Source organism: Streptomyces sp. NP160 (assembly GCF_006335115.1).
Lineage (GTDB): Bacteria > Actinomycetota > Actinomycetes > Actinomycetales > Quadrisphaeraceae > Quadrisphaera.
Genome location: NZ_VDMJ01000044.1, coordinates 39,218 through 64,642 on the forward strand (window position 1 = coordinate 39,218; position 25,425 = coordinate 64,642).

25 protein-coding genes are annotated in these 25,425 nt (G+C 75.6%); 12 read left to right on the forward strand and 13 right to left on the reverse strand.

The features are described 5' to 3' along the window. Position 1: 1 nt before the first annotated feature. The 8 genes from FHN55_RS19340 to FHN55_RS19375 all read right to left on the reverse strand — a co-directional run bounded on the left by FHN55_RS19340 (position 2) and on the right by FHN55_RS19375 (position 8,053). A complete protein-coding gene (locus FHN55_RS19340; protein ID WP_139714045.1) occupies positions 2-766 on the reverse strand; it encodes an alpha/beta hydrolase family protein in 765 nt (254 codons plus the stop codon). Between the two features lie 113 nt (positions 767-879). After that, a complete protein-coding gene (locus tag FHN55_RS19345) occupies positions 880-1,515 on the reverse strand; it encodes a hypothetical protein (RefSeq protein WP_139714046.1) in 636 nt (211 codons plus the stop codon). Continuing rightward, entirely contained in the window at positions 1,505-2,278 is a 774-nt protein-coding gene (locus FHN55_RS19350; RefSeq protein WP_180357961.1) for a CvpA family protein, read from the reverse strand. The genes FHN55_RS19345 and FHN55_RS19350 overlap by 11 nt, the downstream gene beginning before the upstream one ends. A gap of 100 nt (positions 2,279-2,378) precedes the next feature. Further along, positions 2,379-4,010 carry a TIGR03767 family metallophosphoesterase gene (locus FHN55_RS19355; RefSeq protein ID WP_139714048.1) on the reverse strand — a complete coding sequence of 544 codons (1,632 nt, stop codon included), beginning with the start codon at positions 4,008-4,010 and terminating at the stop codon, positions 2,379-2,381. Then, positions 4,007-5,146, reverse strand: coding sequence for an ABC transporter ATP-binding protein (locus tag FHN55_RS19360; RefSeq protein ID WP_139714049.1), 1,140 nt, complete (start codon positions 5,144-5,146; stop codon positions 4,007-4,009). The genes FHN55_RS19355 and FHN55_RS19360 overlap by 4 nt, the downstream gene beginning before the upstream one ends. Further along, positions 5,146-6,033, reverse strand: coding sequence for an ABC transporter permease subunit (locus tag FHN55_RS19365; protein WP_218974833.1), 888 nt, complete (start codon positions 6,031-6,033; stop codon positions 5,146-5,148). Before FHN55_RS19365 ends, FHN55_RS19360 begins: the two co-directional genes overlap by 1 nt. Then, positions 6,030-6,905 (reverse strand): ABC transporter permease subunit, encoded by an 876-nt coding sequence (locus FHN55_RS19370; RefSeq protein ID WP_139714050.1) that lies wholly within the window; start codon positions 6,903-6,905, stop codon positions 6,030-6,032. The genes FHN55_RS19365 and FHN55_RS19370 overlap by 4 nt, the downstream gene beginning before the upstream one ends. Next, a complete protein-coding gene (locus FHN55_RS19375; RefSeq protein WP_139714051.1) occupies positions 6,902-8,053 on the reverse strand; it encodes an ABC transporter substrate-binding protein in 1,152 nt (383 codons plus the stop codon). Before FHN55_RS19375 ends, FHN55_RS19370 begins: the two co-directional genes overlap by 4 nt. A 212-nt stretch (positions 8,054-8,265) precedes the next feature. Here FHN55_RS19375 and FHN55_RS19380 point away from each other — a divergent pair, with 212 nt between their 5' ends. Continuing rightward, on the forward strand, positions 8,266-9,714 hold the full coding sequence (locus FHN55_RS19380; protein WP_139714052.1) for a YibE/F family protein: 1,449 nt from the start codon (positions 8,266-8,268) through the stop codon (positions 9,712-9,714). A gap of 342 nt (positions 9,715-10,056) precedes the next feature. Here the strand turns inward: FHN55_RS19380 and FHN55_RS19385 are convergent, their stop codons facing one another. The 5 genes from FHN55_RS19385 to ykgO are packed head-to-tail and all read right to left on the reverse strand — an operon-like array spanning position 10,057 to position 11,201. Next, positions 10,057-10,323: a type B 50S ribosomal protein L31 gene (locus tag FHN55_RS19385; protein ID WP_139714053.1), complete on the reverse strand. Its 267-nt coding sequence runs from the start codon at positions 10,321-10,323 to the stop codon at positions 10,057-10,059. Between the two features lie 24 nt (positions 10,324-10,347). Then, a complete protein-coding gene (rpsN, locus tag FHN55_RS19390; RefSeq protein WP_139714054.1) occupies positions 10,348-10,653 on the reverse strand; it encodes a 30S ribosomal protein S14 in 306 nt (101 codons plus the stop codon). A 2-nt stretch (positions 10,654-10,655) separates the two neighbouring features. Next, entirely contained in the window at positions 10,656-10,823 is a 168-nt protein-coding gene (gene rpmG, locus FHN55_RS19395; RefSeq protein WP_139714055.1) for a 50S ribosomal protein L33, read from the reverse strand. Positions 10,824-10,825: 2 nt separating this feature from the next. Next, complete coding sequence (gene rpmB, locus FHN55_RS19400) at positions 10,826-11,062, reverse strand: 50S ribosomal protein L28 (RefSeq protein ID WP_139714056.1); 237 nt, start codon at positions 11,060-11,062, stop codon at positions 10,826-10,828. A gap of 16 nt (positions 11,063-11,078) precedes the next feature. Further along, entirely contained in the window at positions 11,079-11,201 is a 123-nt protein-coding gene (ykgO, locus tag FHN55_RS19405) for a type B 50S ribosomal protein L36 (protein ID WP_109773426.1), read from the reverse strand. 95 nt (positions 11,202-11,296) lie between these two features. Here ykgO and FHN55_RS19410 point away from each other — a divergent pair, with 95 nt between their 5' ends. The 11 genes from FHN55_RS19410 (at position 11,297) to FHN55_RS19460 (ending at position 25,362) form a co-directional block, all read left to right on the forward strand. Then, positions 11,297-12,433: a GTP-binding protein gene (locus tag FHN55_RS19410; protein WP_218974834.1), complete on the forward strand. Its 1,137-nt coding sequence runs from the start codon at positions 11,297-11,299 to the stop codon at positions 12,431-12,433. Between the two features lie 57 nt (positions 12,434-12,490). Then, positions 12,491-14,989, forward strand: coding sequence for a bifunctional diguanylate cyclase/phosphodiesterase (locus FHN55_RS19415; RefSeq protein ID WP_139714058.1), 2,499 nt, complete (start codon positions 12,491-12,493; stop codon positions 14,987-14,989). A gap of 45 nt (positions 14,990-15,034) precedes the next feature. Continuing rightward, complete coding sequence (locus tag FHN55_RS19420) at positions 15,035-15,331, forward strand: metal-sensitive transcriptional regulator (RefSeq protein ID WP_139714059.1); 297 nt, start codon at positions 15,035-15,037, stop codon at positions 15,329-15,331. Positions 15,332-15,359: 28 nt separating this feature from the next. Beyond that, positions 15,360-15,824: a hypothetical protein gene (locus FHN55_RS19425; protein WP_139714060.1), complete on the forward strand. Its 465-nt coding sequence runs from the start codon at positions 15,360-15,362 to the stop codon at positions 15,822-15,824. A gap of 83 nt (positions 15,825-15,907) precedes the next feature. Beyond that, positions 15,908-16,630 carry a DUF305 domain-containing protein gene (locus FHN55_RS19430; RefSeq protein WP_139714061.1) on the forward strand — a complete coding sequence of 241 codons (723 nt, stop codon included), beginning with the start codon at positions 15,908-15,910 and terminating at the stop codon, positions 16,628-16,630. A 172-nt stretch (positions 16,631-16,802) separates the two neighbouring features. Continuing rightward, on the forward strand, positions 16,803-18,206 hold the full coding sequence (locus FHN55_RS19435) for an ABC transporter substrate-binding protein (RefSeq protein WP_257571134.1): 1,404 nt from the start codon (positions 16,803-16,805) through the stop codon (positions 18,204-18,206). A gap of 144 nt (positions 18,207-18,350) precedes the next feature. Next, the gene (locus FHN55_RS19440) at positions 18,351-19,340 is read left to right on the forward strand and encodes a carbohydrate ABC transporter permease (protein WP_139714063.1); all 990 of its coding nucleotides are present in this window, start codon (positions 18,351-18,353) and stop codon (positions 19,338-19,340) included. Further along, the gene (locus FHN55_RS19445; protein ID WP_139714064.1) at positions 19,337-20,278 is read left to right on the forward strand and encodes a carbohydrate ABC transporter permease; all 942 of its coding nucleotides are present in this window, start codon (positions 19,337-19,339) and stop codon (positions 20,276-20,278) included. Before FHN55_RS19440 ends, FHN55_RS19445 begins: the two co-directional genes overlap by 4 nt. A 7-nt stretch (positions 20,279-20,285) precedes the next feature. Further along, positions 20,286-22,856, forward strand: coding sequence for a glycoside hydrolase family 2 protein (locus FHN55_RS19450; RefSeq protein ID WP_257571135.1), 2,571 nt, complete (start codon positions 20,286-20,288; stop codon positions 22,854-22,856). Beyond that, positions 22,853-23,923, forward strand: coding sequence for a LacI family DNA-binding transcriptional regulator (locus FHN55_RS19455; RefSeq protein WP_139714065.1), 1,071 nt, complete (start codon positions 22,853-22,855; stop codon positions 23,921-23,923). The genes FHN55_RS19450 and FHN55_RS19455 overlap by 4 nt, the downstream gene beginning before the upstream one ends. Beyond that, a complete protein-coding gene (locus FHN55_RS19460; protein WP_139714066.1) occupies positions 23,920-25,362 on the forward strand; it encodes a glycoside hydrolase family 1 protein in 1,443 nt (480 codons plus the stop codon). The genes FHN55_RS19455 and FHN55_RS19460 overlap by 4 nt, the downstream gene beginning before the upstream one ends. Positions 25,363-25,425 lie beyond the last annotated feature (63 nt).

Here is a 25,425-nt window from a genome sequence, read left to right on the forward strand (position 1 = left end):
GTCAGCGGGTGCTCAGAGGGAGCCACGCGAGCACGTCCTGGACGGTCCGGTCCCAGTAGTCCCAGGTGTGGGCGCCCGGGTCGAAGCCGTCGGTGACGTCGAAGCCCCGCTCGCGCGCGGCCGCGGCGAACCGGCGGTTGGATTCCACGAGGCCGTCCTCGGTGCCGCAGCGGACGTAGAGCTTCGGCGCGGTGGCCGGGTCGACCCGGTCGAGCAGGGCGAACAGGTCCGCCGAGGTGCCCGCCAGCGGTGCGTCCGCCACGTGGGAGAACACGTCGAGGGCGTCCTCGCGCTGCAGCTCCGCGGCGTCCAGCGCACCCGACAGGCTCGCTGCGGCGGCGAACCGCTCCGGCTGGCGCAGAGCTGACAGCGCGGCGCCGTACCCACCCATCGACAGGCCCGCCACGAAGGTGTCCTCGCGGGCGTCCGAGACCCGGAAGAAGCGCTGGACGACGGCCGGCAGCTCCTCGGACAGGAACGTCCAGTACGCCCCGGTGTGCGCGCCGTCGAGGTAGAAGCTGCGCGCCACCTGCGGCATCACCACGGCCAGGCCGAGCTCGGAGGCGTACCGCTCGACCGAGGTGCGGCGGGTCCAGGTGGTGCAGTCGTCGGAGAGCCCGTGCAGCAGGTACAGCACCGGCGGCGGCTCGTCGCCGCCACTGCCGCCCATGCCGATCTGGGAGGCGGTGGGCTGCGGGAGCACCACCTGCATCGACGTGGAGAGGGCCAGGGCGTCGGAGAAGAAGTCGCAGCGGACCAGGGCCATCGTCAGCACTCCTCGTCGGGTCGGGGACGACCGCCTCAGCAGACCAGACGTCGTACCGGCGCGCGAGGCGCGGGCGGCACCCCTGCGGACCGGTCGGCGTCTCGACGCAGCGGTCAGGGGCCGGCGTGCCCGCTGGCCGGCCCCGCCCCCGCCGGCGGCGCCGCACCGGGCCCGGCGCCCGGCCCGGCGCCAGAGCCAGCCGCGGGTCCCGGCGGAGCAGCCGGCGCTCCCCCGCCGGGAGCCGGGGCCCCCGCTGCCGGTCCCTCCTGGACCTCCGGCTGCTCCGCCGCGGCGCCGGGGTCTGCACCGACGCGGACGGAGCCCTGCGGCTGCGCCTCCCCCGCTGTCGACCCGCCCTCGACCACCGGCGCGGTGGTCCGCTCCTGCGTGGCCCGCGGGCCGTTCCCGTCCAGGGCGGCGCTCACCGCTCCGGCGCCGCCGAGCAGCACGAGGCCGACGAGCAGTCCCGCCGGCACGCGCACCCGGCGCGCGCGCCCGGCGCCCCGCCGGACTGCCCGCCAGGCCCCGCCGTGCGTCCGCGACCGCAGCACGCTGCCGTCCACCACCGGCGGTGGGCCCTGCTCCGCCGACCGGTGCCGCACGTCGGCGAGGTCGAGGTCGAGGGTGTCGTGCCGCCAGTCGGGTGGCGGTGGGGCGTCCGCCCGCTCCTCGGCCAGGTGGCGCTCGCGGTCCGCGCGCAGCTGGTCCAGCGGGTTCCCCCTGTTCGGCCGCCCGAGGTCAGCAGCCACCGCTCGTCCCTCCGCCCGTCGTTCCCGTCGCCGAGGAGGCTCGACCGCTGGCCGAGGCCTCGAGGCCGGCCCGGACCGACGGCAGCGTCAGCGCGCACCCGGTGCCGTCGCCGGTCAGGCCGACGGCGTCGACCACGCCGAGCGCCGTGCCCGAGGTGCCGGCTCCGGTGGGCAGGGCCGTGCGCACGCCGTCGACGACGCTGCGCGCCCGCGGCACGACCTCCACCGCCGCGCGCGCCTGCGGCACGACCTCCACCGCCGCGCGCGCCTGCGGCACGACCTCCACCGCCGCGCGCGCCTGCGGCACGACGTCGGCGAGCTCGGAGACCACGCTGCTGCGGGCCACCGCGCTGGACGGCGGCGCGAGCGCCAGCACGAGCCCGGCCAGGGCCGAGCAGACGACGAGGGCGACGACCGCGCGCACTCCCGCCCCCGCCGTCCTGTCGACCAGCCCGAGGTGCAGGCGGCCCAAACCCCGGCCGAGCAGGTCTCCCGCAGCGCCCCCGAGCGCCGCCCCGACGAGGGCGCCGCCGAGCACGCACACGGCCACGAGCAGCAGGTGCACCAGGGGGGACAGGTGCGCGCCCACCAGCCACGCCGACAGCGCCAGTCCGACGACGGCGCCGCCCACGAGGCCGGCGAGGGAGAGCACCGAGCGGCTGGCGCCGGTGCGCCACCCCGCCCGAGCTCCGAAGAGCACCGCCGCCAGCGCGAGGAGGGCGACGGCGAGGTCGAGCAGCGTCCCGGGGGCGGGGGGCGTCACGGCCGGCCCGCCCAGGCGCGTCTGGGGTCCATGCGACGAGCCTGGGCCCCGCCTCTGAAGCCCACCTGAAGCGGCCTGCGGTCGTGGAACGGTGCCGGTGTCAGGTCCCTCTGGCGGGGGCGGGGGCACGCAGCGCGAGCAGGACGTTGCGGTCGAGCGGTCCTCCCGAGGCGGGAGAGGCGAAGTCGGCGCCGGGGACGTTGCCGGCCAGCTCGCGGTGCAGGCCCGCCAGGTCGGAGGTGGAGGACAGCGGGCCCGTCGCGGGCACCACGCGCCCGTCGTGGTCGAGCATCGTGCACGCGAGCACGAGGACGCCTTCGCCCGCGTCGAGCAGCTCCAGCACCCTCGCCTGGCACGGCCAGTCCATGACCGCCGACGTCGTGATCTCCCACAGCCCGCCGCCTGGGCGCTGCGGGTCGGGGTGGGCGTGGACCGCGTTGCGGTGCGTGTGCCCGTTCACCCAGGCGAGGACCTGGCCGCTGCGCAGCAGCCTGTCCACCAGCTCCGAGCCGCCGGCGAGCGTGGTGGAACCGTGGTGGCTGAGCACCACCACCCACCGCCGCTCGTGCGCCGCACCGGCCAGCTCCCGGTCGAGCCACCGCAGCTGGGCCTCGTCGAGCGCGCCGTCGGCGCCCCCCGCGGCCACGGTGGTGTCGAGGGTGAGGAAGCGCACCGGGCCCGCGTCGTGGGCGTAGTAGGCGGACGCCTCCGCGGGGCCGGCTCCGAGGTTGCGGGCGCTGAACCCGTGCCCGTCGGGGCGGCCACCCGCGGCGAGGTGCGCCTCGACGAAGTCCCGGCGGCTGACGGGCCGCCGCTCGGGGTCGGGGACCACCGCCACGTCGGTCCGGGCGTCGAAGAACTCCTGCGCCCGGAGGGTGAAGGTCTCCAGCGCGCGGTCGCGGGCGAGACCGGGAGGCAGGCGGGACGGCTTGCGGCCGGAGACCATGAGGACAGCGAGCTCGGGGGTGACCACGCCGACGCCCTGGGTCAGCGCCTCGTGATTGCCGTAGCAGGCCAGCCACGGCACGGCCAGGCCCTCGGAGTCGAACTCCGCCAGCGCGGCCCGCAGCAGGCCGGGACGCGTGGGGAAGCCGTACCCGGCGGTCCAGACGTCGTCCAGCCCCGCCGGGCCGCCCGGCGGGGGGCCGTCGGGGCGCCAGAAGACGTCGTCGGGCAGCAGCGGCCAGGTCGGGGCCTGCACCCCCTCGTAGGTCGGGCCCCCGGAACCGGGACGCACCGCTCCGCCGCCGAGCAGGGCCAGCCAGTTGCGCAGCTCGTTCCACTGCGCGTTGTCGATGGCGTCACCGGTGGTGACCACGGTGTCCAGGCCCCGGCCGGACAGCGGGGCGCCGTCGGCGTGGAGGCGGTTGAGGGTCCGCACCATCGCGTGCATCGCCCGCGCCGCGAGCGCCTCCTGGGGCCGCTGGACCGGCACGAGCTTGGCGAAGAGGGGGTCCGCGGCCTCGCGGTTGAAGAACTCGCACCGCGCGGTCGACTCGACGTCGGCCAGCTGCAGGTCGGTGACGTGAGCGAACGCCAGCAGCGGGCGCAGCCGCGCCTGCGCGACCGACTCGGCCGCGGAGATCCCCACGAGGTCAGCGCGCACCCGGTGCGGCTCGCCGGGCTCCACGGCGACCCGCCGGTAGGGGCGCAGCGACCCGCGCCGCACCACCTCTCCGGGGCCGAGCCGCCACCCGGTGGTGAGGCCGCCGTGGCCGTGGTCGCCGCTCACGCCCCGGTGGCCCGCTCGGGACCGTCACCGGGGACGACGACGACGGGGTCGGGCCGCAGCTCGACCACGGCCGGTGCGCCCACCGGGAAGTGCTCGGCGTCCCAGGTGGCCACCTGGGCCACCACCCGGCCGGTACCCGGCAGCTCGACGGTCACCCTGCTCATGGACCCCAGGAAGGCGCAGGAGACCACGGTGCCCCGCCGGGGTCCGGCCTCGCCCTCCTCGGGCCGGCGCAGGGCGACGGCCTCCGGCCTGACGACCGCCACGCCGGAGGAGGAGCCGGCCTCGAGGCCACCCGACCGCGGCACCACGGGGATCCGCTGGCCCAGCACGACCGCCTCGAGGCCCTCCACGGTGGCGGGCAGCCGGTTGCTGAGGCCGACGAACTGGCTGACGAACGGGGTGGCGGGCCGGTGGTAGACGTCAGCGGGGCTGGCCAGCTGCTCCAGCCGGCCCTGGTTCATGACCCCCACCCGGTCGGCCACCGCGAGGGCCTCCTCCTGGTCGTGGGTGACGAAGAGCGTGGTGGTGCCGACCTCGAGCTGGATGCGCCGGATCTCGTCGCGCAGCTGCACCCGGACCTTCGCGTCCAGCGCCGACAGCGGCTCGTCGAGGAGCAGCACCGTCGGCTCGACGGCGAGGGCGCGCGCCAGCGCCACCCGCTGCTGCTGGCCCCCGGACATCTGGTGGGCGTACCTGTGGACCTGCGCGCCGAGCCCCACGAGCTCGAGCACCTCCAGCGCCCTGGCCCGGCGCGCCGAGGCGGCCACCCGGCGCAGCCGCAGCCCGAACTGCACGTTCTCGGACGCCGTCATGTGGGGGAACAGGGAGTAGGCCTGGAAGACCATCCCCATCCCCCGGCGGTTGGGCGGCTGGTCGCCCACGTCGCGGCCACCGACCAGGATGCGCCCGGCGTCGGCGTCCTCCAGACCGGCCAGGAGCCTGAGCGCCGTCGTCTTGCCGCAGCCCGAGGGGCCGAGCAGGGCGACCATCTCGCCGGGCGCGATGGTGAGGTCGAGCCCGTCGAGGGCCGTCACGGAGCCGTAGCTGCGGCGCAGGCCCTCGAGCCTGACCTCCACCCCCTTGCGTCCCGCGGCACCGGGTGCCTCGGCCTCCTTCGCGGACACGACCGCCATCACCGACCTCCCTTGCGCCCGCGCTGCGGGCTCGGCACGAGCTGTAGGACCAGGAGCAGCAGGAACACCACGAAGAGGGACCCCGCCGCGGCCGCCACGGCGGTCCGCGCGTTGGCCTGCGACAGCTCGTTCATGGCCACCTGGAGGGTGTCGTAGTTCAGCAGGGAGGCGACCGTGAACTCCCCGAGCACGAGCGCCACGGAGAGCAGGGCTGCGTTGAGCAGGGCGCTGGCCGTGTTGGGGGCGACCACCCGCAGCAGCACGGTCGGCCAGCTGGCGCCGAGGCTGCGGGCCGCCTCGGACAGGGTCTTGACGTCGATGGCGGACAGCCCGGCGTCCAGGGTGCGGTAGGCGTAGGGCAGCACCAGGACCACGTAGGCGAAGACCAGCACGAGGGGCGAGCCCTGCAACGGCCGCGGGCTGAGGTAGTCGACCCACAGGTAGATGGGCGCCCACCCGACCACCAGCACGATCGCCGGGATGGTCAGCGGGAGCAGGCACAGGAACTCGACCACCCGCGAGACCTGCGGCAGGCGCAGCCGGACCCACACCATGGTGGGCAGGAGCAGGAGCAGGGAGAGCACGGAGGTCAGCACCGCGAGCTGCGCGGAGGCGGTGATCGCGTCCAGCAGCCCCGGGGCCTGGGGGATCTGGCGCCAGCCGTCGAGCGTGCGGGGGCCGCCACCGGTGCCGCGGGTGCTGAACTCCACCAGCGACAGCAGCGGGACCAGGAAGAACACCGCGAACGCAGCGAGCACGACGACGCGCACGGCCGCCGCGCGGCGCGAGCGGGTGGCGTGGACGGCGCGCCTCGGGCCCGGGGAGGGCGCGACGTCGGCGGCGCCGGAGAGCTCCGCGACCGGCCCCGCGGCCTGCCCCGCGGTCACCCGAGCCACCTGGCGGACCGGCGCTGCACCAGCGCGTACAGCCCCATCACCGCGGCGACCACCACGACCATGCCGAGCGCCAGGGCCTTGCCGACGTTCTCCTGCCCCAGCACCACCTCGCTGGTCAGCGCCGTGCGGATCTGCAGCGGCACGATGACGGCGCCCTGGCTGACCAGCGCCGCGGCGGTGGCGTAGGCCGCGAAGGCGTTGGCGAACAGCAGCAGGAAGGAGCCCAGGAAGGGCGGCGTCAGGATCGGCACCGCCACGTGCCGCAGGTAGTCCCACGCGGTGCCGCCGAGCGTCTCGCAGGCCTCGCGCCACTGCGGCCGGACCCCGTCGAGAGCCGGGGTGAAGGTCAGCACCATGAGGGGGATCTGGAAGTAGGTGTAGATGACCACCAGCCCCGGCATGGCGTACAGCCAGCCGGTCTGCGGCGAGGCGCCGAGGTCGCGCAGCAGGATGGTCAGCAGCCCCTGCGCACCGACGGTGACGATGAACGCGAAGGCCAGGGTGATGCCGCCGAACTGCGCCAGGACGCCGCACGCGGAGGTCACCACCCGGCGCAGCAGCCCGTCGGGCCTGCCGCTGACCACCACCCACGACAGCAGCGCCCCCAGGAGGGCGCCCGCCAGGGCGCTGGCCAGCGACAGGACCAGCGAGTTCCAGAAGGCCCCGAGCACCACCGGCTGGAGCAGCGCCGCGACGTTGCCGAGCGTGGGCCGGCCGTCCGGAGCGGTGAAGGACTGGACCACGACCAGGCCCGTCGGCAGCAGGAGGAACAGGGCGGTGTACCCCAGGAAGGGGAGGACGCCGGTCCCCGCTGCGAGGTCCCTGGTCAGGCGCCTGGCCTTCCCGCTGCCGACGGGGGTCATGCGATGGCCCCGGCCCAGTTCGCCGCGACGGTGGACTTGGCGGCCGTCGCCTGGGCGTCGGTGAGGAACACCGGGGTGCCCTGCACCTGGGGCAGCTTGGCGGCGGCCGCGGCGTCCACCGAGCCCGCCTCCTCCATGGCGGGCATCCTCACCGGGCGCGCGCCGCCGGCCAGCCAGAGGTTCTGGCCCTCGTCGGAGTAGAGGAACTCCTGCCACAGCCGGGCGGCGGCCGGGTGCGGCGCGTTCTTGTTGATGGCCTGCGCGTAGTACCCGCCGAGCACGGCGCCGCTGGGCACGAAGACCTTCCAGCTGGGCACCTGCGTGGCGTTGGCGGCAGCCAGGTAGTCCCAGTCGAAGACCACGGGGGTCTCACCGCTGACCACGGTGGCGGAGGTGGCCTGCACCGGGATGAAGTTGCCGGCCTGCTTGAGCCTGGCGAAGAAGTCGATGCCCGGCTGCACGTCGTCAGCACTGCCACCGCTGGCCAGCGCGGCCATGACCACGCCGTTGAGGGCGGCGTTGGCCTGCGTCGGGTCGCCGTTGAGCGCCACCGAGTTCTTGAACGCCGAGCCCATGAGGTCCTCGAGCGAGGTCAGCGCGGGGAACTTGGAGGAGTCGTACCCGACCGCCATGTAGCCGCCGTAGTCCTGCACCCACAGCCCCGTCGGCTCCTTCTGGGCGGCGTCGATGTCCGCCCAGGTGGCCACCTGGTACGGGGCGAACAGGTCGGTGTTGGCCAGCGCCACGGACATGCCCACGTCCAGGGTGTCGGGCGCCCGGCTGGTGGTGCCGAGCTGCTTGACGGCGTTGATCTCGTCCTGGCTGGAGGCGTCCGGCTGGTCGGAGCTGACCTTGATGCCGTACTTGTCCCCGAACGCGGTGATGATCGCGCCGTAGTTCGCCCAGTCCGGCGGGAGGGCGATGACGTTCAGCTGCCCCTCGGCCTTGGCGGCCGCCACCAGTGCGTCCATGCCGCCGCCCGCCTCGGCGGAGGTCGCGGCGGCCCAGTCGCCGCCGGAGGAGCTGCCACCGGACGACGCACCCGAGGGCGGAGGGGAGCACGAGCTCAGGGCACCCGCGGCGCCGAGGGCGCCGATGCCGAGGAGGAGTCCCCGTCGGGAGACGGGAGTGCTGCGGTCGACGTTCACGGGCTACCTCCGCTGGCGTGTCAGAGATGTATCAGGCGGAGGATGACCTGGCGTGGCACCACCTGGAAGGTGCGTAACCGAATATTCATTTTCGGATCTTTGAGCCTCCTCCTGCTCGCCGCTCGGAGGACGCGGTCCGGCCCGCCCCGCTGCACCCCGGGAATGCTCTGGACCTCAGGACGCCGCGCGTCCCCAGCGCCGACCATGGGCCGGTGACCTCCGACCTGCACGAGCACTCCGCTCACGGTTCCGGGCACGACCCGGGCCTCGCGGCGCACGCGGGGCACGGGCACGTCCGCCCCGACGGCTCCCGCCCCGGCGACGACGTCCGGGTGGGCGCCCTCGCCCGGCGCGTCGTCGTCGTCCTCGCGGTGGCGTGCGCGCTGGCGTCAGTGCTGGGGGTGGCGCTGCTGTGGCCGCCCTCCGGCGCCCTGTCGGCGCTTCGCGACCAGGTCAGCGCAGGAGGGTCGGTGGTCACCGACGTCGAGGCGCGAGCGGTGTCGCTGGAGCGGAGGACGTGCCCGGGCACCACGCTGGACCGGCTGCCCGACGGCACGGTCCCGGCCACCGCCAGCTGCCCGACCCTCACCGCGACCGTGCTGGAGGGCCCCTCGGAGGGCCAGCTGGTGCAGGTGGAGGTGCCCGCGCAGGTGGCCGAGGGCGGCATCAGCCCCGGCGACCGGGTGGACCTCGGCTACTTCCCGCCCACCCCCGGCTACGACGCGACGTGGCAGTGGGTGGACTTCTCCCGCACCCGCCCGCTGGCGCTGGCCGTGGGGGCCTTCGCACTGCTCACGGTGCTCGTGGCGCGCAGGCGCGGGCTGGCGGCCCTCGGGGGCATGGTGCTGGCCGGCGCGGTGCTGGCCTTCTTCATGATCCCCGCGCTGCTGGCGGGGCGACCGGCGCTGCTGGTCTCCGTCACGGGGTGCACCGCGATCATGTCGGTGGTGCTCTACCTCACCCACGGCTTCAGCCTGCGCACCGCGGCGGCGCACCTGGGCACCGTGAGCGGGCTGGCGCTCGTGGGCGTGGCCGCGCACGTGGCGGTCGGTGCCACCCACCTGCAGGGGCTGTCGGACGAGGACTCCGCCTACCTGGGCCAGCTCACCTCGATGGAGACGCTGCGGGGGCTGGTGGTCGCCGGGATCGTGCTCGCCGGCGTGGGGGTGCTCAACGACGTCACCATCACGCAGGCCTCCGCCGTGTGGGAGGTCCGCGAGCACGCGCCCGGCGCCACGTTCACCACGCTGGTGCGCTCCGGCATGCGCGTCGGCCGCGACCACCTGGCCTCCACCGTCTACACGGTGGCGTTCGCCTACGCGGGCGCGGCGCTGCCGGTGCTGGTGATCCTCGCCGTGACCGACCCGCGCTGGGTCGACGCCGTGAGCTCGTCCGCGCTGGCCGAGGAGGTGGTGCGGACGGCGATCGGCGGGATGTGCGTGGCGCTGTCCGTGCCCATCACGACGGCGGTGGCGGCGGCCGCCGTGGCGAGCGCCTCGGTGCGGGGTGCGGGTCGGCCGAGCGCTCCGGACGACGGGCGCCCGGGTGCTCAGGACCCCGGACCGCGGCTCTGGGAGCCGTCGCCGCGGCAGGAGCCCCAGAGCCCCGGACGGCGAGCACGGCGGGCAGCAGCGCAGCAGGCACGTCGCCGGCGCCGCTGAGCGAGCCGTGCGCGCCCAGCTCGGCCACCCACGCGGCCAGCTGCTCGCGGCGCGCGGCGTCGAGCTGGCCCAGCCAGACCACGAGGTCGGGCCGCTCCCGGCCCTCCACCCGCTGGCCGACCGCGGCCACGGGCGCCTGCGCGCAGCCGCCGACGCAGGGGCTCGACACGAGCACCCCGCCGCGGGTGCCGCGGACGGCCTCCCGCAGCGAGGCGTCCACGTCGTCGTGCTCGCCGTCCAGGCGCCGCAGGGCGGCGCACCGGTGCCCGGTGCACACCGCCACGAGCGGCCCCGCCGGCGCACCCGGTCCCGAGGTCGACGAGGACGACGACGGGGGCGCGGTCACTGCTGGTCGGCGGGCCGCTGCCCGTAGCGGCGGCGGAACTTCTCCACGCGGCCCTCGGAGTCGAGCACGCGGGCGCGGCCGGTCCAGAACGGGTGGCTGGCGGAGGAGACGTCCACGTCGACGACGGGGTAGGTCCGACCGTCCTCCCACTCGACGGTGCCCCGCGCGCGCGAGGCGGCGGTCGAGCGGGTGAGGAACGCGGTGCCCGCGGTGCCGTCGCGGAAGACCACGGGGCCGTACTCGGGATGCAGGTCCTTCTTCACATCGGGCTCCAGGTGCTCGTCGGTCTACCAGCTGGACTTGGTCACGCCGGGCAGCTCGCCCGCGAGCGCCTTCTCGCGCAGCCGGACGCGGGACAGCCCGAACGTGCGGTAGAAGGCGCGGGGGCGGCCGTCCACGGCGTCGCGGTTGCGCAGCCGGGTGGGGCTGGCGTCGCGCGGCAGGCGCTGGAGGGCGGCGCGTGCCTCGGCCCGCTGCTCCTCGGTGGACCCGGCCGCGGTGGCGAGGCGCTTGAGCTCGCTGCGGCGCCCGGCCCAGCGGGCCACCACCTCGCGGCGCTGGGCGTCCTTGGCGATCTTGCTCTTCTTGGCCATGCTCAGCGCTCCTCGCGGAAGTCGACGTGGCGGCGCACGACGGGGTCGAACTTGCGCAGCACCATGCGCTCGGGGTCGTTGCGGCGGTTCTTGCGCGTCACGTAGGTGAAGCCGGTGCCCGCGGTGGAGCGCAGCTTGATGACCGGACGCACGTCCTGGGCCCTGGCCACGGTCAGACCACCTCTCCGCGAGCGCGCAGCTGGGCGACGACGGCGTCGACGCCGAGCCTGTCGATGACCCGCATGCCGGCGGGGGTGAGGTCGAGCCGGACGTGGCGCCCGAGGGACGGCACCCAGTAGCGCTTGGACTGGGTGTTGGGCTCGAAGCGGCGCCTGGTGCGCCGGTGCGAGTGCGAGATGGCGTTGCCGGAGCGCCCGCGGCGCCCGGTCACCTGGCAGGGGCGGGTCATGGCGGTGCGGCTCCCCTCAGCCCTGGCGGGCCTTGAAGCGCGGGTTGAGCTTGTTGATGACGTAGAGGTGGCCGCGGCGGCGGACCACCTTGGAGCCGGGCTGGCGCGCGAGCGAGCGCAGCGAGGAGCGGACCTTCACGGGTGACCTCCGGGAGACGAGCAGGCGAGAACCGTTCTCGCCGCATGTGCCACTCTAGGCGAGAACTGTTCTCACTTCGACACCCGGAGCACCCCGTGAGCGCTGCCGCCCGCCCGCCCGTCCTGCCCGTCACCGCCGTCACCGCCGTGGACGCCGCCTCCCGCGACGCCGCGGTGCTCAGCGTCCAGCTGGACGCCCCCGACGCCGTGGTGGTCCGCCACGACATCGCCGGCGCCGGCCAGGGGCTGCTGCGCCGCGTGGTCAGCGACGGCACCGGCGTGCTGGAGGACGTCGTGGTCCCCCTCGAGCACGCCTGCCTGGCCTGCGCGGTCCGCGAGGACCTGCTGCCCGCCCTGGTGCGGCTGGCGGAGGGGGGCCGCTGGAGCGCCGCGCTGCTGGCGCTGCCCCTGGCGAGCGAGCCGGTGCCGGTGGTGCGGGGGCTGCTGGGCCTGCTCGGCGGCGCCTCGCAGGAGCGCGCGGTGCGCGGGCGCCTGTCGCTGGCCGGCGTGGTCGCCGCCGTGGACGGCACCACCGCGGTCGAGGACCTCCTCGGCGACGACCTGCTCGACGAGCGCGACCTCGAGCACGGCGACGACGACGCCCGCAGCGTCGGCGAGGTGCTCGCCCGGCAGCTGCGCGGCGCCGACCTCGTGCTGGCGCCCGGCGCGGACGACCGCGCGCGCACGCTGCTGGAGCACCTGGCCCTGCCCGGCACCGTGGACGCGCGGGACGCCAGCGACCTGGGCGCCGGCCACCTCCTGCAGCACCGCCACGACCCGCGCGCCTCACGGCTCTGGGACGACCCGCGCGCGGTCGCCCCCAGCGGTGCCCCCGACGCCCGCGGCGTGTGGACGCTGGACCTCCACGACTGGCGCCCGGCCCACCCCGAGCGCCTGCGCGAGCACCTCGAGGCGCTGGCCTCCGGCCGGCTGGTGGGGCGCGGCAGGTTCTGGCTGCCCACGCGCCCGGGCTCGGTCGGCGCGTGGGACGGCGCGGGCGGCCAGCTCAGCGTGGGCGACGCGGGCCCGTGGGACGCCACGCCCGCGGCCGCGGAGCGCAGCACGCGGCTCGTCGTCACCGGGGTGGACGAGGACCCGGCCCGCGTGCGCGACGCGTTCACCGCCAGCCTGCTCACCGACGCCGAGCTCGCACGGGGCCTGGCCCGGTGGACGGGACGCAGCGACGGCTTCGAGCCGTGGCTGGGCGAGGTGGTGGCCGACGGGGCCGCGTGACGGCCGAGAGGGGGACACGCCCCTCACCTCGAGACCGGACGTGCCGATCCGTGGGGCATGAGCCAGGCGGCGGGGACCTCCGCGACAGCGGAGGCGACCGCGCGCGTCGCAGCGCTGGAGGCGCAGCTCGCCCGGGCCCACCGGGAGGCGGAGGAGGCCCACCGCGCGGCAGACCGCGCGGTCCGCTGCCTCAGCGCCATCGCCCAGCCGTCGGCGCTGCCGGAGGCGGTGCTCGAGACGGCCCTCAGCGCGCTCGCGCGGGCCTTCGACGCCGACGTGGCCTGCCTGGTGCGGTCCGCGTGGGACGTGGAGCGCGGGGCCCCCGTGCACGTCGCCTTCTCCCCCACCGGCACGGCGGTCGGCGCCGGGCAGGTGCTGCCGCCGCTGCCGGGCGCGCTCGCCCCGTGGGGGGACGGGCTCCCCCGCGCCACCGGCTGGGCGGACGACGGCGCAGCGCGCGCCACGGACGCACCGGGCCGCGGCGGCGGCTCCGCGCCGCCAGCGCTGGAGCTGGGCGGCACGAGGGTGCGCTCCGGCGCCCGGCTCGTGCCGGACCCCGACGACCCGACGGCCGCGGCCGTGCTGCTCCTGCGGGCCGACCCCTCGCCCTTCACCGACGTCGAGCTGGACCTGCTCGCCTCCCTGGCGGACCGCCTCCTCAGCGCCGCCCGCGCCGCCGAGGGCCGCCGCTGCGCCGAGCTGCTGGCGCGCTCCGGCGCGCAGTGGGGCGGTCACCGCTCGCCGCTGCACCCCGACGTCGCCGCGCTGCTGGCCGAGCTCACCGGTGCCACCTGGGTGGGGCTGCTCGAGCGGACCGGGGCCGGCGCGGCGGTGCTGCGCGCCCAGGCCAGCCCCCTCGGCCTGTCCGCGCCCGAGGGCTGGTCGCTGCCGCCCCAGCAGCGGTTGGGCGCCGCGCCCCCCCGCGCGGGCCGGCCCGGCGGCGACGACGACAGGCGTCCGCTCGTCGTCCACGACCTCACCGGGAACCCCGGCGCCCCCGCGCCGCCCGTGGCCGCGGCCGTGCGCTCCCTGCTCACCGTGCCGGTGCTCGTCGACGGCGCCCCCGCGGCGCTGCTCGTGGCCGTGCACGAGCTGCCGGGCGCCTTCTCGCCCACCGTGGTGGAGGCCACCACCACGATGGCCGGCTCGGTCGCCGCCACCCTGGTCACCTCGCGCCTGCACGAGGAGCTGGCCCGCAGCGAGGAGCTGGCCCGCCACCGCGCCACCCACGACGACCTGACGGGCCTGCCCAACCGCGCCCTCGTCAACGACGCGCTCGAAGGGCTGCTGGAGGGCGGCGCGGCGGGGCCCGGCGGGTCAGCGGGCCAGGTCGGGGTGCTCTTCTGCGACCTCGACGACTTCAAGGTGGTCAACGACAGGTTCGGCCACGACGCGGGCGACCAGCTGCTGCGCTCCGTCGCCGGGCGCCTGTCCGCGGCGCTGCGGCCGGGCGACGTGCTGGCGCGGCTCGGCGGTGACGAGTTCGTCGTCGTCCTCCCCGGTGCCGCCACCCCGGGTGAGGTCCAGGCCGTCGGGGAGCGCCTGCTGGCCGCCGTCACCGAGCCGTTCGCGCTGCGCGGCCCGCTCGGCACCACCGAGACGGTCTCCGTGGGCGGCTGCTTCGGCGGGGCCGTCGGCGCGCGGGGCGCGGACGGGGCGCGGCGGGCCTCCCGGCTGCTGCGGGACGCCGACGCAGCCATGTACGAGGCCAAGCGCGCCGGCGGGCGCCGCGTGCGGACCTTCGACGAGGCCGCGGCCCGCGAGCTGCACCGCCGCCTCGCACTGGAGGCGGACCTGCCGGCCGCGGTGGCCTCGGGGGCGCTGCAGGTGCACCACCAGCCCGTCTGGGACCTCCTGACGGACCGCGCGGTGGGCGTGGAGGCGCTCGCGCGGTGGGAGCACCCCGAGCAGGGCTGGGTGCCACCCGACGTCTTCGTGCGCATCGCCGAGCGCACCGGGGAGGTGGTGGACCTGGGGTCCTTCGTGCTCCGCCGCGCCTGCGCGGACCTGGTGGGGTGGGGGGCGGCGGCGGAGCACCTGCGGCTGTCCGTCAACGCCTCCCCCGTGGAGCTGCGCCTGCCCGGCTACGCCGACGGCGTGCTGGCGGTGCTGGCCGAGCACGGTCTCGCGCCGTCCCGGCTGGCCGTGGAGGTCACCGAGGGCCTGCCCCTGGACGGCCCCGAGGCGCAGCAGCTCCGGCGGCTGCGCGCCGCCGGCGTGGCCGTGCTCGTGGACGACTTCGGCGTCAGCCACTCCGACCTGGCCCGGCTCAAGGCCATGCCGCTGGACGGGCTGAAGATCGACAGGTCGCTCCTGGTGGGGCTCACGACGGCCCCCACCGCGCACCCCCTCGACACCGGGCTCGTCGAGGCGATCGTCACCCTCGCCCGCGCCGGGGGGCTGTCCGTCGTGGCCGAGGGCGTGGAGACCCAGGAGCAGCGCGACGCGCTGGTGGCGCTCGGCTGCCGCACGGCGCAGGGGTGGCTGACGGGCCGCCCGGTGCCCGCGGACCAGCTGCCGGCGGCCCTCGGCGGCGCGCTGGCCGGCTCGGACTGAGGCCGGGAACGCCACCAGGACACCCCCCGGGGGTATCTTGGTGGCATGGACGAGGCGTCGCCGCACGGGTACTCGCACGCCAAGGAGGCCCACCTCAAGCGGCTGCGCCGCATCGAGGGCCAGGTCCGCGGCCTGCAGCGCATGGTCGACGAGGACCAGTACTGCATCGACGTCCTCACCCAGGTTTCGGCGGCCACCAAGGCGCTGCAGCAGGTCGCGCTCGGGCTCCTCGAGGAGCACCTGTCCCACTGCGTGGTCGACGCCGCCCGCCGCGGCGGCCCCGAGGCCGAGGAGAAGGTCCGCGAGGCCTCGGACGCCATCGCGCGCCTCGTCCGCTCGTGAGCGGCCGCCCGCGCCGCGGACCTCGACGATGACGACGGCGAGCGCCGCCGGCCGGCTGCCGCTGCGCCGCGCGCTCCTGGTGCTGGTGGCGCTGCTCGGCGTGGTGGCCATGCACGCCCACGCCGGCGCGCCCACCGCGTCCGCCGCCCAGCCGGGGGCCCACGCCCACGCGGCCGACCCGGCCCACGCGGTCGACCCGGCCCACGCGGTTGACCCGGCCCACGCGGCCCCCGCTCGGCCGGCACCCCAGCACGAGCACCGGTCCCCGGGTCCGGACGGGCCCGGACACCACGGCAGCGGTCCAACGACCTGCGACCTCAAGGCCGGCGGCGCCGCCAGCGGCATCGCTCCCCTGGTCGCGGCCCTGGCCGGCGAGCCCGCACCTCCCGGCGCCTGCCCCGGGTCCCGCCCGGGGACGGTCCCGGGCGACCCGGGGCTGCCCCCCACCACCGGCCCACCCGGTCCCGCCTCCTCCTGCGTGCTGCGGACGTAGCAGCGCCACGGCACCGGCCGCGCGCCCCGCGCCGCCGGTGCTGCCGCGCGCCCACCGCCACCTGCAGCACCACGGAGGACCCCATGACCAGCTCCACCCGCCCCGCCCCGTCCGCACGCTCGCGCCGCACCCGCCGCTCGGCGGTCCTGCTCACCTGCGCGGCGGCCACCGCGATGCTCCTCGCGGGCTGCGGCGGCCCGCCGTCCGCGGGAGCGCACCACGGGGAGGCCGGCGCGGAGCACGCCGGCCCCTCGGCCAGCACCACGACGAGCTCCCCGGCCAGCCCCACCGCCAGCCCCACCGGTGCCTCGCCGGCGCAGGGCGCGTCCGCGCACGGCGACGCCGACGCCGCCTTCGCCCGCGACATGGTGGTGCACCACGAGGGCGCGCTGGAGATGGCCCAGCTGGCCGTCCAGCGGGCGTCCACGCCGGAGGTACGGGCCCTCGCGGAGCGCGTGGTGGCCGCGCAGCAGCCGGAGATCGACCTCATGCAGGGGTGGCTGGCGGCGTGGGGCGAGGACGGCACCGACGGCCAGCACGACGGCCAGCACGGCGGCACGGACATGAGCGCGATGGGCATGTCGGAGCAGGACGCCACCGCTCTCCGGACGGCGACCGGCACGGCCTTCGACAGGCTGTTCCTCGAGCAGATGACGGCGCACCACCGGGGGGCCGTGCAGATGGCTCAGCAGGAGCTGGCCTCGGGGACCGACCCGGAGGCCAGGGCCCTCGCGCAGCGCATCGAGGCCGACCAGACCGCTGAGATCTCCGAGATGGCCGCCCTCCTGGCGGCGCTGCCCGCCTGAGCGCCTCCCCGGGGGCCGGCGCCTGCGGCCGGCCCCCGGGGGACGCCCTCTCATAACGAAGGCGTAACGACCCTTGCTCAACCGGTTAAGTGAGTGTTCTGGTTCTCCCCGCGGCACCGCAGCCGCGGACTCGATCGGAGCGGCGACGGCGCCGCCCATGAGGAGGACACCTGTGACGTTCACCAGCCACCGGCGCGCCCTGACCGTCGCCGCAGGCAGCATCGGGCTCGCCATCGCCCTGTCCAGCTGCGCCAGCGCCGAGGAGTCCGGAGCGGCCAGCGCGGAGAACACCGCCGGACAGGCGGTCGCCAGCTCGGAGATCGACTGCTCGCAGTTCGACGAGTTCGGCGGCAAGGACGCCCTGGACGGCAAGGAGGTCGAGGTCTACACGACCATCGTCGCTCCCGAGGACCAGCCCTTCATCGACACCTTCGCCCCCTTCACCGAGTGCACGGGCATCACGGTCAACTACAACGGCTCCAAGCAGTTCGAGGCGCAGCTGCCGGTCCGCGTCCAGTCCGGCGACGCCCCCGACATCGCCTTCCTGCCCCAGCCCGGCCTGCTGCAGCGCATGGTCGCCACCGGCGCCGTCGCGGAGCCGCCCGCCTCGGTGACCAAGAACGTGGACGAGAACTGGACCGCGGCGTGGAAGGAGTACGGCAGCGTCGACGGCACGTTCTACGCGGCCCCCCTGGGCGCGAACGTGAAGTCCTTCGTCTGGTACTCCCCGAAGGCGTTCTCCGACGCCGGCTACGAGATCCCCAAGACCTGGGACGAGCTGATCGCCCTGAGCGACACGATGGCGGCCGACAACCCGGACGTGAAGCCGTGGTGCGCCGGCATCGGGTCCGACGCGGCGACCGGCTGGCCGGCCACCGACTGGCTGGAGGACACCGTCCTGCGCCAGCACGGACCCGACGTGTACGACCAGTGGATCGCCCACGAGATCCCCTTCAACGACCCGCGCATCGTGCAGTCGCTCGACACCGTCGGGCAGGTCCTCAAGAACGAGGAGTACGTCAACGGCGGCCTCGGCGGCGTGACCTCCATCGCCACGACGCCCTTCCAGGACGCCGGCCTGCCGATCCTGCAGGGGCAGTGCATGATGCACCGCCAGGCCAGCTTCTACCAGGCCAACTGGCCCGACGGCACGACCGTGGCCGAGGACGGCGACGTCTTCGCCTTCCCGTTCCCGGAGTTCAGCGCGGAGGTCGGCCAGGGCATCGTCGGCGGTGGTGAGTTCGTCGCCGCGTTCAACGACGAGCCGGCCACCCAGGCGCTGCAGTACTACATCTCCACCAGCGACTGGGCCAACCTCAAGGCCAAGGCCACCGGCCCCGGCTGGTTCAACGCCAACAAGGGCCTCGACCTCGACAACCTGTCCTCCCCCATCGACAGGCTGGCCGCCGAGCAGCTCCAGGACGACTCGGTGACGTTCCGCTTCGACGCCTCCGACCTCATGCCGGCGGCGATCGGCTCCGGTGCCGAGTGGACGCAGCTGACGGCGTGGATCGCCGAGGGCAAGTCGTCCCAGGAGGTCGCCGACGCCGTCGAGGCCGCCTGGCCCGCCTCCTGAGCGGCGGTCCGGCGGGGTCGGCCACCTGGCGCACGACCCCGCCGGACCCCACCTGCCCCCGGGCCCCGCCCCCGGACCGACCTCCGGTGCGGGCGGGGCCCGGGCGCCCCCGCACCAGACCCACGCCTCAGAGAGGAGGACCAGGTGGACTGGTTCCTCGACGCGGAGACCACCCCGCACAAGATCGCCCTGATGCTGGTCGCCATCGCCCTGTTCGCCGGCGTGATGGCGCTGATCCTCTTCGCCGTCGACAGGCCCAAGCGGGTGCCCTCGTGGGTGGTCGCGGCCGGCTTCTGCGGCCCCGCGCTGCTGCTCGTGACGGTCGGCCTCATCTACCCGGCGCTGGCCACCATCCGGAACTCCTTCCGGGGGCCGGACCTGTCCAGCTCGGTGGGGCTGGCCAACTACCGGGCCATCTTCACCACCGACGGCCTGCAGCAGGTGCTCGGCAACACCGTCCTGTGGGTGGTGCTCGTGCCGCTCATCTCCACCGCGTTCGGCCTGGTCTACGCCTACGTCGTGGACCGCACGCGCTTCGAGAACCTCGCCAAGACCCTGATCTTCCTGCCGCTGGCGATCTCCGGCGTGGCGGCCGGCCTGATCTGGAAGTTCGTCTACGAGTACCGGCCCGACCAGCCCGGCATCGAGCAGATCGGCCTGCTGAACCAGGTGGCGGTGTGGCTGGGCCTGGAGCCGCAGCAGTGGCTGCTCAACCAGCCCTGGAACACCTTCTTCATCATCGCGGTGATGATCTGGATCAACGCGGGCTTCGCGATGACCGTGCTGTCGGCCTCGATCAAGGCCATCCCGGACGACATGGTCGAGGCTGCGCGCCTGGACGGCGTCTCCGGCTGGGAGATGTTCCGCTACGTCACCGTCCCGGCGATCCGCCCGGCCCTGGTCGTCGTGCTCACCACCGTGGCCATCAGCACGCTGAAGGTCTTCGACATCGTCTTCGTCATGACCGGCGGCAACTTCGGCACCTCGGTGGTGGCCAACGAGTTCTACCGGCAGTCCTTCGTGCAGGCCAACCAGGGCCTGGGCGCCGCCCTCGCCGTGCTGCTCTTCGTGCTCGTCGTCCCGATCATCGTCTACAACGTCCGCCAGATGCGCCTCGCCGAGGAGGTCCGATGAGCAGCCAGGCGACCCGCGCCGGCGACCCGACCGACGTCGAGGCGGTCACGCAGGAGCAGGCGTTCCGCGCTCCGCGCAAGCTCACCCGCGCCGAGAAGCGGGCCATCGACGCCAAGGCCCGGCTGACCTCGCCCGCGGCGTCCTGGATCGCGCTGGCCGTGGCGGTGCTGTGGACCATCCCCACCGTGGGGCTCCTGGTCACGTCCGTCCGCACCCGCAACGACGTCCAGGCCGACGGGTGGTGGAACGCCTTCGTGCGCCCGCTGTTCACCGGCTTCAACTACCAGCAGGCGCTCGAGGGCGGCCTGCTCGACGGCTTCGTCAACTCCTTCGTCATCACGATCCCCGCCGTCGTCATCCCCATCACCATCGCGCTGCTGGCCGCCTACGCCTTCGCCTGGATCCAGTTCCCGGGCAGGGACCTGCTCTTCGTCGCGGTCTTCGCGCTCCAGGTCGTCCCGATCCAGGTGACGCTCATCCCGCTGCTGACGATGTACGTGGACATCGGCATCAACGGCAGCTTCTGGCCGGTGTGGCTCTCGCACACGATGTTCGGCCTGCCGCTGGCCATCTTCCTGCTGCACAACTTCATGAAGGACGTCCCGGCCTCGCTGGTCGAGGCGGCCCGCGTCGACGGCGCCGGGCACGTGACGATCTTCTTCAAGGTGCTGCTGCCGCTGCTGGTGCCCGCCATCGCCGCCTTCTTCGTCTTCCAGTTCCTCTGGGTCTGGAACGACCTGCTCGTGGCCCTCGTCTTCGCCAACAACGACGCCTCCCCGCTGACCGCGCGGGTGGCCGACCTCGCCGGCACCCGCAACAACGCGTGGTACCTGCTGGCCTCCGGCGCGTTCATCGCCATGGTGGTGCCGCTGGCGGTGTTCCTGGGCCTGCAGCGCTTCTTCGTGCGAGGCCTGCTCGCGGGTTCGGTCAAGGGCTGACCCGGCCGTGCGCCGCACCGACCTGTCCAGCGCCGCCGGCGCGCAGTGGGAGCTGCGCGCCGGCGACGGCCCCCTGCCCGACGCGCTGGCGCACCTGCGCCGGCGCGGGGTGCCCGCCCGGGTCCCGGGCGAGGTCCACACCGACCTGCTCGCCGCGGGGCTGGTCCCCGACGTCTTCGACGGCGACAACGAGCGGCTGCTCTCCTGGGTGGGGCGGACGGACTGGACGTGGACGGCGCGCTTCACCGCCGCCCTCGGCGACGAGCGCCACCACGAGCTCGTCGCCGAGGGCGTCGACACGGTCGCCCGCCTGGTGCTCAACGGCACCGAGGTGGCCCGCACCGCCAACCACCACCGGACCCACCGCGTCGACGTCACCGGGCTGCTGCGCGAGGGCCCGAACGAGCTGCGCGTCGAGGTGAGCGCTCCCGTGCCCGCCGCCGAGGCCGCCCGCGACCGCCTCGGCGCCCGGCCGCAGGTGAACCACCACCCGTACAACGCGCTGCGCAAGACGGCGTGCAGCTACGGCTGGGACTGGGGCGTCGACGTCGCCACCTCGGGCGTGTGGCGGCCGGTGCGGCTGGAGTCGTGGAGCGCGGCGCGCCTGGCGTCGGTGCGGCCGCTCGGGCTCGTCGAGGACGGCACGCCCGTGCTGGAGGTCCACGCCGACGTGCTGCTCGGCGCCGGCTCGGACGCCGGCTCGGACGCCGGCTCGGACGTCGGCTCGGACGTCGCGCTGCGCGTGCGCCTCGGGGAGCACGAGGTGCACGCCCCCGTCTCCGCCGCCGGCGCGGTGGTGCGCCTGGAGGCGCCCGGCGCGGGGCTGTGGTGGCCGCGCGGCCACGGTGAGCCCGTCCTGCACGAGGCCCGCGTCGACCTGCTGGTCGGCGGGTCCGTCGTCGACGGGTGGGCCGGGCGCGTGGGCTTCCGCACGGTCGAGCTCGACCAGACCCCCGACGACCTGTCGCCGACCCGGCCCGGCGGCGCCCGCAGCCGGCGGTTCCAGCTGCGCGTCAACGGGGAGGACGTGCACGTGCGCGGCGCCAACTGGATCCCCGACGACGCGCTGCTGACCCGCGTCGACGACGACGACGTCCGCCGGGCGCTGGACGACACCTGCGAGGCGGGCCTGAACCTCCTGCGGGTCTGGGGCGGGGGACTGTACGAGTCCGAGGCCTTCTACCGCGCGTGCGACGAGCGCGGCGTGCTGGTCTGGCAGGACTTCCTGCTCGCCTGCGCGGCCTACGCCGAGGAGGAGCCCCTGCGCTCGGAGTTCGAGGCGGAGGCCCGCGAGGCCGTCGCCCGGCTGTCCGCCCACCCGAGCCTTGCGCTGTGGTGCGGCGGCAACGAGAACCTCTGGGGCCACGAGGACTGGGGGTGGCAGGAGGAGCTGGCCGGTCGCAGCTGGGGCGAGGGCTACTACCGCGAGCTCTTCCCCGCCGTCGTCGCCGAGCTCGACCCCCGCACCCCGTACGTGCCGGGCAGCCCCTTCAGCCCCGACGCCGGGGCGCACCCCAACGACCCCGCGCAGGGCCCGGTGCACGAGTGGGAGGTGTGGAACCGGCAGGACCAGGACCGCTACCGGGACCTGCACCCCCGGTTCGTCTCGGAGTTCGGCTTCCAGGGCCCTCCCGCGTGGTCGACCCTGACGTCCGTCGTCCACGACGACCCGCTCGACCCGTACGGGCCGCAGATGCTGGTCCACCAGAAGGCGGAGGACGGCAACGGCAAGCTCGAGCGGGGGCTGGGTGCCCACCTGCCCCGCTGGCGGGACGTGGACGAGTGGCACTGGGTCACCCAGCTCAACCAGGCGCGGGCCGTGGCGCTCGGCCTGGAGCACTGGCGCTCGCTGTTCCCGCTGTGCAGCGGGGCCGTGGTCTGGCAGCTCAACGACTCCTGGCCCGTGGTGTCCTGGGCCCTGGTCGACTCCGCGGGCGTGCGCAAGCCGGTCTGGTACGCCGTGCGGGACGCCAGCGCCGAGGTGCTCGTGACGCTGCAGCCGCGCGCAGGGCGCCCCGCCCTGTGCGTGCACAACGACTCGCCGGCCCCGTGGCGGGGCCGGGTGCGCCTGGCCCGCACGAGCACCGCGGCGGGCTCGCCCGTGCTGGCCGAGGAGCAGCTCGAGGTGGGCGTGGCCCCGCGCAGCGCCGTCGTGCTGGAGCTGGGCGACGCGGTCGCCGTGCCGGACGACGAGCGCCGGGAGGTGCTCCGCGCGGTCGCCGTCCCCGTCGAGGGCTGCGGTGGGGCGCGGCCCGCCGTGTGGCGGTGGGCCGAGACGGCCGACCTGGCGCTGTGCGCGCCGCAGGAGGCGTGGACGGCGTCGGCGCAGCTCGACGCGACGGCGCGCTCGGTGCGCGTCACGGTCACCGCGGCGGCCTACACCGAGGACCTGTGCCTCTTCCCCGACCGCATCGACCCCGGCGCGCGCGTCGACTCCGGGCTGGTCAGCCTCGTCGCCGGCCAGCAGCACACCTTCACCGTCACGACATCCCGACCGTGGTCACCTGGGGAGGTGGACGACGTGTGCGCACCCCCGGTGCTCCGCTGCAGCAACGACCTCCTCGCGGCCCGGGCATGACGGCCGCCAGCCCCGAGCACGAGCCGGCCCGGCGCGCCACCATCGCCGACATCGCCCTGCGGGTCGGGGTCACCAAGGGGGCGGTCTCCTACGCCCTCAACGGCAAGCCCGGCGTGTCGGCGGAGACCCGGCGCCGGGTGCTCGAGGTCGCGCGCGAGCTGGACTGGGTGCCGAGCAGCGCCGCGCGGATGCTCGCCGGCAACCGGACCTCCACGGTGGGCCTGGCCCTGACCCGGCGTCCCGAGACGCTCGGCGACGAGCCCTTCTTCATGGGTTTCGTGGCCGGGCTGGAGGCGGCCCTCCAGCCGCGCGGCTACGGGCTCCTGCTGCAGGTGCCCACCCACGCCGAGGCCGAGCTCGAGACCTACCGCGCCTGGGCGGGAGAGCGACGGGTCGACGGCGTGGTGGTGCTCGACCCGGTGAGGGCCGACCCGCGCCCCGACGCGCTCCGGGCCCTCGGCCTGCCGGGCGTCGTCGTCGGCCAGGCCCGTCCCGGCGAGGGCCTCGCCGGCGTGGTCACCGACGACGCGGCCGTCATGAACGCGGTCGTCGACCACCTGGCCGACCTGGGCCACACCCGCGTGGCCCGCGTCGCCGGGCCCGCCCACCTGCTGCACACCGGGCGCCGCGACCGGGCGTTCACCGCTGCGTGCCGGCGCCGGGGACTGGAGGCCCGGACGGTCCACGCCGACTACAGCGGCGACCAGGGCGCCGAGGCGACCGCCGCCCTGGTGGGCACCGCCGGCGGGGCCCCGCGCCCCACGGCCGTCGTCTACGACAACGACCTCATGGCGGTGGCGGGGCTGTCGTGGCTCGCGGGCACGGGCCTGCGCGTCCCGGAGGACGTGTCGCTGGTCGCGTGGGACGACTCGGCGACCTGCCGCGCCACGCACCCGGCCCTGACGGCCACCGGCCACGACGTCGTCGCCTTCGGGCGCGCCGCCGCCGAGGCGCTCTTCCGCCTCCTCGACGACGACCGCGCGACCAGCACTACGACCACTCCCGAGCTGCGGGTCCGCGCCAGCACCGCGCAGGCCCCGTCCACGACCGCAGGAGCACGACCATGACCCACCCCGCCGCAACCACCCGCACCTTCCCGCACGGCTTCACGTTCGGCTCGGCGACCGCGTCCTACCAGGTGGAGGGCGCCGTCGCCGAGGACGGCCGCACCCCCTCGATCTGGGACACCTTCTCGGCGACGCCCGGGAAGGTCCTCGGCGGTGACACCGGGGAGGTGGCCTGCGACCAGTACCACCGCTACCGGGAGGACGTCGCGCTCATGCGCGACCTGCGGCTGGGCGCCTACCGGTTCTCGGTGGCCTGGCCGCGGATCACCCCGCACGTCACCCCCGACGCCCTCGGCCCGGTCGAGCAGCGCGGGCTGGACCACTACTCCGCCCTGGTCGACGAGCTGCTCGCGGCCGGCATCGCGCCCGCGGTCACGCTGTACCACTGGGACCTGCCGCAGGCCCTGGAGGACGCCGGCGGCTGGGCCGACCGCCGCACGGCGGAGCGCTTCGCCGAGTACGCCGCCGTGGTGGCCGAGGCCCTGGGCGACCGCGTGCGGACCTTCATCACGCTCAACGAGCCCTGGTGCGCGGCCTACCTCGGGTACGCCGCCGGCGTGCACGCCCCCGGCCGCACCGAGCCGGCCGCGGCGCTCGCCGCCGTCCACCACCTCAACCTCGCCCACGGGCTGGCCGCCCGCGCCGTGCGCGAGGCCGCCCCGGGCGCGCAGGTGGCGCTCACCCTCAACCTGGCCTGGGTGCGCCCCGAGGACGAGGCCTCCGAGGCCGACGTCGACGCCGCCCGCCGCATCGACGGGCTCCAGAACCGCGTCTTCCTCGACCCGGTGCTGCGCGGCACCTACCCCGCGGACGTCCTCGCCGACACGGCGTCGGTCACCGACTGGTCGTTCGTGCACGACGGCGACCTCGACGTCGTCGCCCAGCCGCTGGACGCGATCGGCCTGAACTACTACTCCCCCACCGTGGTGCGCTCGGTGACCTCCCCGCGGGCCACCGTCGCGCGTCCCGGCGCCGACGGCCACGGCGCGGGCGCGGCCTCGCCGTGGGTGGGCTCGTCTCACCTCGTGCAGTTCGTGGACCTGCCGGGCCCGCGCACCGAGATGGACTGGGCCATCGACCCGCGGGGCATGACCGAGCTGCTGCTGCGCCTGCACGCCGAGGCCCCCGGCGTGCAGCTGCAGGTCACCGAGAACGGCGCGGCCTTCCCCGACGCCGTCGGCGAGGACGGGGTGGTCCACGACGACGACAGGACCGCCTACCTGCAGGCGCACCTCGCGGCGGTGCTGGACGCCGTGGTCGCCGGGGCGGACGTGCGCGCCTACTTCGTGTGGAGCCTGCTGGACAACTTCGAGTGGGCCTACGGGTACTCCAAGCGCTTCGGGGTGGTCCACGTCGACTACGGCACCCAGGTGCGCACCCCCAAGGACAGCGCCCGCTGGTTCGCCCGCCTCGCCGCCTCCGGCGAGGTGCCCGGCTGACGGGTGCGCGGTGTCGGCGCCCGGGGCTAGCGTCTCGGGCACGAGAGGCACCCGCAGCCGGGA